This is a genomic window from Candidatus Stygibacter australis (assembly GCA_030765845.1).
GTDB classification, from domain to species: domain Bacteria; phylum Cloacimonadota; class Cloacimonadia; order Cloacimonadales; family TCS61; genus Stygibacter; species Stygibacter australis.
In genome coordinates, this window is sequence record JAVCDJ010000201.1 from 1 (window position 1) to 11,303 (window position 11,303).

Genomic DNA, 11,303 nt, shown 5'->3' on the forward strand with positions numbered 1-11,303 from the left:
AGAGCAAGATGCTCTGGTTACATTGTATCAAGACCATCCTGGTCTTGATTTCTCCTCATCCAGCTCAAGGATGCAATGGTTACAACAAAAACTCGATTTTTATTGACATAATCATCCCCTATATTTTCTCAATAGAAAAAAGCTACAGGAGAATAAAATGAAATATTTATTAACCTTTTTTCTCTTTATAAATGTCCTCACATTACTCGCTACGGAAGTAAGCGGTATTCAGACAGGTACCTGGACTCTAGAGGATAGTCCCTTTGTTGTAATCGGTGAAGTGCAAATTCCCGCTGGTGAAGAGCTTACTATTGAGCCGGGCGTTACCGTGCAGTTTTGGGGTGAATGGAGTATTACTGCAGAAGGTATGCTCAATGCTCAGGGTACTGAGACGGATTCCATATATTTTGACCGCTATCCCACATACAGCGGATATTGGGATGAGCTGCGTCTGGAGCAGGAAACCGGTGACGGATATGAGCTTGCCTACTGTTATATCCGCGGTGCAAATAATGGCGTGAATTCTATTGATGCCCCGCTGCATATTCATAATTCTCATCTGGATGGGAATATGACGGGCATCCATCTTTTTGCCATTGGTAACCCTGACCCTCCTGATGTATTGATAGAAGACTGCTTCATCGAGCGCAGTTATGAAAACGGTATTGATATTTATGAAAATGGCAATACCACCATTCAGAACTGCGAGATTACCAATAACGGCATGGGCACTCAATACCGCGGTGCTATTCAGATCAATATCCAAACTAATGGAGCTGTCTGTTCACCCACGATCCAGGATAATTATATTCATGATAATAATAAGCAGGGTATCACCTGCACTGATATGTTCTCAGCCGGCACGATCAATGTCCTTATCCAGAATAATCAGATCATCGGCAATCTCACCGGAGTTTATTTCTATAATTGCGGTGGCACTCTGCTCGATAACCAGATAGCTGATAATTTTATCCCAGGCGACATGAATAGTGGTGCTGGCGTAATGTGCTATGGCTCCCTTGCCACACCAATGATCACGGGGAATACTATCACGGGTAATTATACTGCCCTTTATATCACAAATGGTGCCAATCCCTATATGGGTAATGCCGCCAGTGCAAATCCTCTGGAACAGGGCATGAATACTTTCCAGGAAAATATCGATGCGAATGGCGTAAATAACTCAGTCTATGTGTATAACTGCTCCAATACTTATACAATATTGGCAGAAAACAATACCTGGGATTCAGAAGATTATGATGAAATTGCCATTACTATCCATGATGGCGAAGACAGCCCTTCTCTACCGATAGTAGATTTTGACCCCATTTATGCTCCACCTTCAACTCTACTTTCAGGAACTTTCACCTATAACGGGGGCTATGAAATGGTCAATTGGACTATGTATTTGATCAGTGTTAATAACAGCTTGGATATCGAACCATTTACCCTTGAATATGGCAGCTTTGAATTAACCGAAATTCCCGCTGGATACTATTTTCTTGGTCTCATGGGTATGAGTGCTGATGGTGAGATTGCTACTGGAACCTATGGTGACTGGCGCTTTCCGGAAGTACTCACAATCAATGAATCAAGCCAGTACACTGACTTGGAAATAGAGGTTAATGACTATGATTTTCAGCGCTATAATTATGTTCCGCGAGTAATCCAGACAGGAGATATCACTCTATATCATTTTATCGAAGGAGGATTTTATCCCCAATACCAGGCACTGTTATATCAAGATGGAGATTATCTGAAATACTGGGGCAAACCGCAATACGACGATAATGGCTGGTATATAGATGAATTTACCGCTCCACATTCAGTATATCAAAAGATCACTAATCTTGCTGTTGGTGATACCTGGGAATCATTAAGATTATATGGTGAAGATGAATCTTATATCTATCAATATACTGTAACGGCAAGGGATACTATTGAATATATATCAGAAGCTCATGAATGTTTTACAACTGAAGCTGTTCATGAAGATGACATGATCTTAGAAACCTTTGTCAACCAGATAGGCATTACATGCAGGCTTAGTTTAAATGAAAATAATCTATTAGGACTAAATAGTCAACTTGATCTGGATAACTCAATCTTGCCCCAGACTGAGCCTTCCTTTCTGCCAATAACACTGGATTATTTCGCTTACTACCCTTTGTATGAAGAACCATTAAATCCCTGGGACCTGAAATTTGCCTGGGGTGAAGATGATCAGGAAATTCTGCTCTGGAACCCTCCTGATGGTAATGCCCTATTCTATACTTACCGCATTTATGCTAATGACGTTATGATTGCTGAAATACCTGTCACAGAAAGACAATTTCCTGTTCCGTTGCCTATAGAAATAACCACTGATTTCTATGTGACCGGATTTGACGGCACCAGCGAAACTGAGCCTTCAAATACTATCACCTGGATTGTGCCCACTGGCGATGATAATGACCAGGTTCCCTTGAATATTACCCAGCTTAGTCAAAACACCCCTAATCCCTTCTCCCCTGATAACTCCCGCTCAGCAGTTACCCGCATAGCATTCAATCTGGCAGAAGATTCCCCAACTTCACTTGCCATCTATAGCTGCCGCGGCAGAAAGATCAAAGATCTGGTTAATGAAAACTTATCAGCAGGAAATCACGAAATTCTCTGGGACGGCACCACAGAAAATGGTAATCCTGCAGCATCAGGCATCTATTTCTATAAACTGAATACTGCCCACACCACAATTTCCCGCAAGCTGCTGCTCCTTCGCTAAAAGATACAGCAGCAGCCCTAAGCCCTACAAGCCATATAGGTACTATAAGTCCTTTAAGACCTATATCCTATAATAGCTTAGCCCAATATGTGCCCTTAACCCGGAACAACTTAGCACGTAGTGATATTAAAATGTGAGTACGTGCTAAGCTGTTTCAGAAATAAAACTTACCTGATTACAACAAAAAGGGGGTTACAGAAAAAAAATATCGTGATTTCCCTGAGCATATTATATAAAGATAAACGAGTTATGATTTTAAGTATTTGTGTTTGAAAACAGGCGTAAACCAGGAACTTAAGTATAAGTCATAAAGCGAGATATGTATTTTAATACTGAAGTCTTGAATGAATTACACCCTGAGTGGCTTGATATGGGATAAGTTATGAGAGTGTGCATATAATTAATATAGTAGGGTAAAAATATAATTAGGGAAGTTATTTTTCTTGACTATATTATAGTAGTGAAAGGTTTTTTAAGTTGGAATGGAATATAATAAAAAATATAGGAGAATGTTATGAGAAGATTATTAGTATTAGTGGCGATGATGGTCACATTTTCAATCCTGCTGGCAGTTGCAGTAGATGATATAACTGCTTTAGGCATAGCTGAATATCAGTTAGAGCTTAAAGGCAAGACAGATTTTAGTATCACAGGCGAGGAGATAATCCCCGGAGCATCAGGCGAGGCAGTGGCTTATGTATATCAGTTATCACCGCAGGGATTTGTCATCGTGAGTGTGGATACTGATCTTCCACCTGTAGTGGGTTATTCTTTCACCAATGACTTTTCTTTTGAAGACACTCACAGCGAGGGTTATCTTTATATTCAGACAGATATGAATAATCGTCTAGCAGCTCGTGAGATCACTCCAGTAGAAATATTAACTGAAAACCGGACAAAGTGGAATGCTTATTTGAATGAAGATGACTCAGCTTTCATGAGCCGAGATCGTGCAGTATACCCACCCGAAGGCTATTCTTCCACGGGTGGCTGGGTAGATCTGCAATGGGATCAGGGTTATCCCTGGAATGCATATTGTCCCATGGATGATGTAAATGGTGGCAGAGCGGTATCAGGATGTGTGGCAACTGCTTTATCTATGATCCTGGCTTATCATGAATATATCGGTGATGCCAGTTATAGTAATAATGATGATTATGCCAGCAATTATGAGGGTTTTTACTGTCTGATAGATAATGATTTTGAAGAAAATGATTTTCCTGATTTTCCAACCTTGAATACTTATCTGGTAGATGTTCAGGAATATTTTGCTGGTGTGGATCCCATGAACAATCATGTCCTGGCTACTTTAAATTTTGCAGCAGGTGTAGCTGTGCGGATGAAATATTCCAATGTTGCTTCAGGTTCTTATGTATACTGGTCAGGACACAATGATTCCAGAGAAGCCTTTTTAAATAAATTTGGTTATGATACTGCTGTAGGAATGTCCGGCAGCAGTCCACAGTTCTATAGTGAGCTTCAGGATGATATGATGAATGGTCGCCCGGCAATGTTTGGGATTTTAGGTGGAACTGATGGTCATGCAATTATCGGTGACGGCTATAATACAGGAGATGGCACCTATCACCTTAATATGGGCTGGGGTGGATATGATAATGGCTGGTATTCACTTCCTTATGGTATGCCTGCTGGTTATAATGTCATTGATAATGCAATTATTAATATCGAAGGTGGCGGCACTTTATTTGATCTTTTTGCGCTGATTTCCAATAGTGATGGAACAATTCCTGCCAATGCAGATATCGAGTTCAGAGGCAGCAGATTATATGATGGTAATCTTGATGGTGGTGGATCATTTGCCTTTGATTTCATGCATGAAGGCACCTATAATGTTACAGTTAATTATGAGAATCCAGGTGGTGGATATTTTTATAAATCACAAACCTTTGATCTGGATGACAGTAATGATTTCCTGATGATGACTTTGGATGATTACACTACCTTAACTGGTAATGTTAGTGGTGTGGCAAGTCCAGCTGGAACTGAGATCACTTATTATAATGAAGAAGGTGAAATAATGAGCAGTGGCGTTACTGATGCCAGCGGAAATTATTCCATAGCAGGGATCATGCCTGGTACATACCTGGCAACAGCATCCTGGGGTGGAACTTATTTTGCTGAACAGGAAGTGGAGATCACGGCTACTCAGCAGAACTTTGATTTTACTCTGGAAAATTATCCTGAGTCAGGAACACTTAGCTATTGTGGAGACACAGGAGAAATATTCCATTTGATCCCTACTACAATGAGTTGTGCTTTCAAACTTACTCCAGAAGACCTGACAGATTATCTGGATACTATCTTCAATAAAGTTCGCTTTATCTCACCAATAAGCATGGCAGACGGTCAACTCTGGGGACAGATTTGGGCTGGAGGCACGCTTGTTTCTGAGAAGGCTGTTGATAGTTTTAATTATGGTGAATTAGTGGAAGTTACCTTTGATAACATGGTACCTATTGAGCCGGACATGGATTATTATATCGGTTTCAAAGTGCAAAGCACTACCGCCGATCTTGCCTGGTTTGATACTTCACCTCGCGTTCCTGGTAAGGGTGCCTGGTTCAGGATCAATAGCTGGACAGAAGTTAATAGCAGTTATGATCATAACTTCATGATCACTGCCAAAGTTATTTCTATGATAGCAGATGGTGAAGAGATGGATATCAATCCTGTAACAACTCAGCTTGGACAAAATTATCCTAACCCATTTAATCCTGAAACGAATATAGCTTTCAGTCTGGCAGAAACAAGTCAGACAAGTCTGGAAATCTATAATGTAAAAGGTCAGAAAGTTAGGACCCTGGTAAATGGAATACTGGAAGAAGGTGAACATATCATGCACTGGAATGGTGTTGATGATAGTGGAAAACCAGTTTCCAGCGGTATATATTTCTATAAATTAAAAGATGGTAAATATACATCTACTAAAAAGATGATCTTGATGAAATAATTACGTGAATCGTGAGTCGTGAAACGTGAGATGAAATATGGGCAGACTTTGGTCTGCCCTTTTTTATTATTATGGTTAAGATAACTTTTCTTTCGGATACACATCTGGGGTTTGATCTGCCCTTGCGTCCGCGTTTGAATATAAGACGACGGGGAGAGGACTTTTTTGCCAATACCCGCCAGGTGCTGGATATGGCAATTGCAGAAAAATCTGATCTGATCATTCATGGAGGAGACCTTTTCTTTCGCAGTAAGGTTCCTGCACCGATTATCGATAAGGTATATGCGCTGTTATTTGAATATGCCGAAAAGGGAATTCCTATCATTATCGTGCCTGGAAATCATGAACGCTCAGTGTTACCGCAATCTATTCTGCTTAATCACCCCAATCTTTATATTTTCCAGCAGGCAGAGAGTTTTGAATTCTTGATCAGGGGAGAGAAAGTAATAGTTTCCGGTTTTCCTAATATCCGAAAAGATGTGAGAAGCAGGTTTGGTGAAGTTCAGGAAAAGCTGAAGCGAGAGCAGGAAAGCCTTAGTATACTTGTGATGCATCAGGCAATTGATGGTTCCCAGATCGTTGGATACATCTTTCGGGATAATGCTGATGTAGTGAATATCAAAGATATAAGCCGAGATTTTGATCTTGTGCTGAGTGGTCACATTCACCGGAGACAGATACTCACCAATGGACGTCAACCCATCATTTATAGCGGTTCTGTGGAGCGGACATCCTTTCAAGAGATGAGCGAGCCAAAGGGTTATTATGAAGTGGAGATGGCAAAGAGCTCAAGGGGATGGCGAGCTGATAAAATAGCGCTCAGGGAACTGCCAGCACGCCCGATGGTGGACATCTATCTTGATGATATTATTGAACGAAGTAACTGGGAAGAGCTACTGAAAGAAAAGATAAGTCATCTGCACAACGACAGTATCGTGCGGTTGAAACTGAAGAATAAGGCAGCCAATCTTGATTTGACTGCAGAAAAATTGCGTAAGATTTTTCCAAAGACGATGAATTATAGTTTGTCACGTTCACTTTTTTCCGATAATAATGATAAAAATTAGTGTTGTTTGAAAGGAAAAGATATTTGTAATAATTTAACAATTGACAATTTAGGAGAATTTTTACTTTTTTGAAAATAATTGATAAGAAGAAAATATTTTACTGGAGAAGAACATGCGAAGAAATTATCCTTTTAGTGCACTGGTAGGTCAGGAAGAGTTATTTCTGGGGCTTTTATTGAATGTGATCAATCCTGAATTAGGTGGGCTCTTGATCAAAGGAGTGAAAGGTTCCGGTAAAAGTACTGCAGTTCATGGATTAAGTGATGTTATTCCAGACATCGAGATACTTAAGGACTGCGAATTTAACTGCAATCCCGATAAACAGGAAGAGTGGTGTAAAAGTTGTCAGGTGAAATATGCTGGAAAAGAGAAACAGGTAATAAACCAGCAGGCGAGAACTATGTCCGTTCCTTTGAGTGTCACGGAAGACAGGCTGCTGGGAACGATAGATATTGAGCGGTTACTTCAGAAGGGGGAGAAGCATTTTATCCCGGGAATTCTGGTGCAGGCGCATCGTCAGATATTATATATAGATGAAGTGAATCTGCTGCCAGATCATATAGTAGATGATATTCTGGATGTGGCAGCAATGGGCTGGAACCGGGTAGAGCGGGAAGGATTTTCTGTGGAGCATCCAGCGAAATTTTTATTGATAGGTACTATGAATCCGGAAGAGGGAGAATTACGTCCCCAGATTTTAGATCGCTTTCCGCTTTCTGTGGAACTGAAATCAGTGGAGGACGGCAGGTTGCGGAAGGAGATCATTCAGCGGAATCTGGCATTTGAGCGTGATGCAGCAGGATTTATTGACAGTTTTATAACTGAAACAGAAGGTTTACGCAACCAGGTAGAAGCAGCCAGGGCAATACTTGAAAAAGTTCAGGTAAACCCAGTGTTTTACGATCTGATAGTAAAACTTGGCAGTGAATTTAAACTGGATGGACACAGAGCAGATATTATAATAATCAAAACAGCCAGAACCCAGGCAGCCCTGGAAATGAGAGGGGAAGTAGAATTCCGTCATATTCGTCAGGCTGCTCATCTCGCTCTGGGACATAGAACTCGTGAAGGTGGATTGAGTAAGCCATTAACAACAGAGGAAATCGATGAGTTCTTTGATCGTCATAAGGAATGGCAGACTAAAGGACAAGGGAAAATTGAACGCAATGTTGTAGATAAAAACATCAGACTTTTTACAGATAGTGGATTGGTGCAATACGAAAAAAAATGACAAGGGCTTTGGGTAATGCAGTAACCTGGCTCGAAACCCAAAGTCCGCAGGAACTTGAGTCAAATATTCCACAATTAGCGATTCGTTATGCAGAAGCAGACTCGGAATTAACAGAAGCGGAAAAGACGATCTTAATTGAGATGCTCAGCATTTTTGACAGATATCATAATAAGAGTGAGAATCTGGCCGCTTTGCGCTATTTTCTGCACCAGCTTTCTGATCCTGAGTCTGACACAACAATTATTCAAGCGAAACGTGGTATAATTAAATCGCTGTTTATCTTTGATGAGCAAATGAATCTGAAAACGCTGTTGAAATATGTGCTGGGACTGGTACGTAACCGCAAAATAATCGGAGAAAGGTTAAATTTGCCACGGTACAGAACAGTACGCAAGGGAGTATCTGAGAACAGGGAAGAAGAAGCCAGGTTCAAGATCGAATCCGGCTGGCAGCAGAAACTGCGTTTGAATCTGGCAAAGCGTAAGAAAAGCCGCAGGATTACTGATCAAATATTTAAGGCAGCTCGCAATAGAATACTGAGGTATCAGCAAGCAGGTAGAGGTGAATTGTGTCCCTTGCCTACTTTACTCAATGCTGCTGGGATGGGGCATTATAATCTGGCTGAGAAAAGATTTACGATCGATAAGTCTGATTTCTGCCACGCTGTTTATGCCCAGAATGAAATATTTAATATTATGCTGGTGCTGGATACGAGTAAGTCCATATCCTGGGTGATACCGCACATTGAGAAACTGGTGAGTTGTCTGAGCGACAATGTGAGTAAAGCCCGTGACAAACTGGGATTGATCACTTTCCGGGATGATCTGGCGCAAATATATCATTACCCTACTTTGAATGTATTACAGGTTATTGGAACGATAAATCAACTGGAAGTGAAAGGTGGCACTCCCTTAGGGGAGGGTTTGCAACTGGCTAATCAGGTATTGGGAAAAAGTAAGTATCGACTGGCTGGTATGAAGAATTTAGTAATATTGATTTCAGATTGCTTCCCTGAACCATTGGAAGGAGGGCATACAAGCCTGCTTGATGAACCATCCTATAAGAAAGTGATCAAAACTGCTGAGCAACTGGCAGCAAACCGAGTGAGACTGATGATCATTAATCCTGCCCGGAAAGGTAATAAAACGTACTGGAGCAAGAAGTTAATTGATATCTTGATAAAAAACTGGGGAACGCGGTATCTGGAACTGAATCCTGTAACAAGCTATAATCTGTTCAAGGGAGAAAAAGAAATTGTGGATAAAAGGAATCTTGAGCAATTGATGGAGATGATGGGTGAATTGAAGGTGGAAATTTGAATTTAGGAAATCAACATAATAAGACATATATTACCTCTTAACTTCCAATTGGGCAATTAACAGGTAATAAATTACCGATTAACTAACTAATAATCAGAGTTAAATTTGAGATTGTAGTAATCAAAGAGATCGTGATTAAGAAATATCTGCTGGAAGAAAGCTTCCAGTTTTGGATTTTCAATGATTTCCTGGAATTTGTCATTTCTGAGAAGATGAACAATTTCCTTATCAATATCCCTGTAGGATAGATTTCTGCGATGGGCGAGGAAGTCCTTTTTTTCTTTTAACCAGTTGCGATATAATGCTGTGGCTTTTTTCAATCGAATTGTACCTTTTCTATTTTGACGATATAATTTATGCAGATCATGCAGGAGTATATTTATCTCGTCATAGATGGCAAATTTATCATGGAAAACCTGGTGAGGAATCACGTCTGTGAAACCATATTTTTTATAAAGCGGCATCAGTGAATAATAGAATTGCTGATTGTGAATAGGCGAACCATAGGGGTCGTTATTAGTATAAAGCTGGGTGATATTTTCCAGGGATTCCGGGAATTCTGCTTTTATGAAGTCGAGAAAATAGTCTTTTTGTCTACCGGGCTTGAGTGTTAGAGAAGATATCCAGATGAAATCAACTTTCAGATCACGTGCTTTTTGCAATAATGCTTTTATATGAGCAGGACTGTCTGATATACCGGGGATGAGTGGCATGGCGAGGATACCAGTGCGAAAACCGGCAGCAACTGAAGCAGCCAGTAGTTCCAGTCTCTGGCTGGCAGAGCTGGCACAAGGCTCAAATTTTGCTGCCAGTTTATCATCCAGCCAGGTGAGTGAAACGTAAAGGTTCACTCCCCCACGGTCATTCACTTTTTGCCACTTTGCCCAGTCCCGGGTGATCAGGTTGCTTTTGGTGTGAAAGATAAGGGGGAAATCATATTCAGCCAGTACATCAGCGCAATCGCTCATGATGCCATATTTACTTTCAAAGGGCTGATAAGCATCTGAGATGCCGGAAGAGATGCAGATAGGTCCATATTCACGCAGTTTTGGCAGTTCCTTTGCCAGTAGCTCTGCCGTATTGGTGCGGACAGTGATGTCCTTGTGCAATTCACCTTCAAAGTGGTATTTCTCAAATCTGCCATCGCAGTATTTGCAGTCATGTCCGCAACCCATATAAGGAGAAAAACCATACTTCCCGGCAAATGCTTCCGGGAAACGGTTCTTTTTAAGTATTCTTTTTACTTCTATTTCATTAGGCATGCCGGTTATTCAGCAGGTAAAGTAATATTATTATTATTCGACTCCGGCAGAGATTTGATATAAACATCGCTTTGCGGGAAGGGGATCTGGATATTATGCTCTTTAAATGTCTTCCAGATTTCCAGACGGACTTCGCTCTTGATATTATCGATCCCAAATTCGGGGTCTTTGATCCAGAACGTGATCCTCAGGTCTATTGAGCTATTACCAAAATCCATGATCATTGGTTTGGGCTGTCTGAATTTATAAACACGGTTTAATTTTTTTGTTGCTTCAGTTATCAGTTCCATAGCCAGTGGTATATCAGTATTGTATGCCACCCCCACATCTACATTCAGGCGGATCATCCGGTTTGAATGCGACCAGTTGATCACCTTATGCGTGATCAGGTCTTCATTGGGTATCAGATGTTCCTTTTCCTCGATAGTGAGAAGCGTCACATAACGCGTACTCAGTGACTGGATAACACCAAAAGTATTATCAATCTCAATTACATCACCAGGCTTGATAGCCTTATCCAGCAATAGAATAAAACCACTGATGAAATTAGAAAATATCTTTTGCAGACCAAAACCAATTCCAACACCAATGGCACCACCAAATACCGTAAGGGCTGTAAGTTTTACCCCAATGATATTCATGGCAATCAGCATAGCAATAACCAGCAATACAATCTTAATAGTTTTATT

7 protein-coding genes are annotated in these 11,303 nt (G+C 40.7%); 5 read left to right on the forward strand and 2 right to left on the reverse strand.

The genetic code is table 11. From position 1 onward, the window contains the following. The first annotated feature begins 157 nt into the window (after positions 1-157). From RAO94_10090 to RAO94_10110, 5 genes are all read left to right on the forward strand, one after another. Positions 158-2,764: a right-handed parallel beta-helix repeat-containing protein gene (locus tag RAO94_10090; protein ID MDP8322687.1), complete on the forward strand. Its 2,607-nt coding sequence runs from the start codon at positions 158-160 to the stop codon at positions 2,762-2,764. 514 nt (positions 2,765-3,278) lie between these two features. Beyond that, the gene (locus RAO94_10095) at positions 3,279-5,735 is read left to right on the forward strand and encodes a C10 family peptidase (GenBank protein ID MDP8322688.1); all 2,457 of its coding nucleotides are present in this window, start codon (positions 3,279-3,281) and stop codon (positions 5,733-5,735) included. Positions 5,736-5,806: 71 nt separating this feature from the next. Next, entirely contained in the window at positions 5,807-6,802 is a 996-nt protein-coding gene (locus tag RAO94_10100; protein ID MDP8322689.1) for a DNA repair exonuclease, read from the forward strand. 112 nt (positions 6,803-6,914) lie between these two features. Next, positions 6,915-8,033: an AAA family ATPase gene (locus tag RAO94_10105; GenBank protein MDP8322690.1), complete on the forward strand. Its 1,119-nt coding sequence runs from the start codon at positions 6,915-6,917 to the stop codon at positions 8,031-8,033. Continuing rightward, positions 8,030-9,352 carry a VWA domain-containing protein gene (locus tag RAO94_10110; GenBank protein MDP8322691.1) on the forward strand — a complete coding sequence of 441 codons (1,323 nt, stop codon included), beginning with the start codon at positions 8,030-8,032 and terminating at the stop codon, positions 9,350-9,352. The genes RAO94_10105 and RAO94_10110 overlap by 4 nt, the downstream gene beginning before the upstream one ends. An 86-nt stretch (positions 9,353-9,438) precedes the next feature. Here RAO94_10110 and RAO94_10115 read toward each other — a convergent pair whose 3' ends face one another. Beyond that, complete coding sequence (locus RAO94_10115; protein MDP8322692.1) at positions 9,439-10,614, reverse strand: radical SAM protein; 1,176 nt, start codon at positions 10,612-10,614, stop codon at positions 9,439-9,441. 5 nt (positions 10,615-10,619) lie between these two features. After that, positions 10,620-11,303: mechanosensitive ion channel (locus RAO94_10120; protein MDP8322693.1), on the reverse strand; the 684-nt coding region annotated here is incomplete at its 5' end.

Excerpts from the sequence above, each read along its gene's own strand:
- RAO94_10090 (MDP8322687.1), top strand. The coding sequence starts at position 158 with ATGAAATATTTATTAACCTTTTTTCTCTTTATAAATGTCCTCACATTA.
- RAO94_10095 (MDP8322688.1), top strand. The coding sequence starts at position 3,279 with ATGAGAAGATTATTAGTATTAGTGGCGATGATGGTCACATTTTCAATC.
- RAO94_10100 (MDP8322689.1), top strand. The coding sequence starts at position 5,807 with ATGGTTAAGATAACTTTTCTTTCGGATACACATCTGGGGTTTGATCTG.
- RAO94_10105 (MDP8322690.1), top strand. The coding sequence starts at position 6,915 with ATGCGAAGAAATTATCCTTTTAGTGCACTGGTAGGTCAGGAAGAGTTA.
- RAO94_10110 (MDP8322691.1), top strand. The coding sequence starts at position 8,030 with ATGACAAGGGCTTTGGGTAATGCAGTAACCTGGCTCGAAACCCAAAGT.
- RAO94_10115 (MDP8322692.1), bottom strand. The coding sequence starts at position 10,614 with ATGCCTAATGAAATAGAAGTAAAAAGAATACTTAAAAAGAACCGTTTC.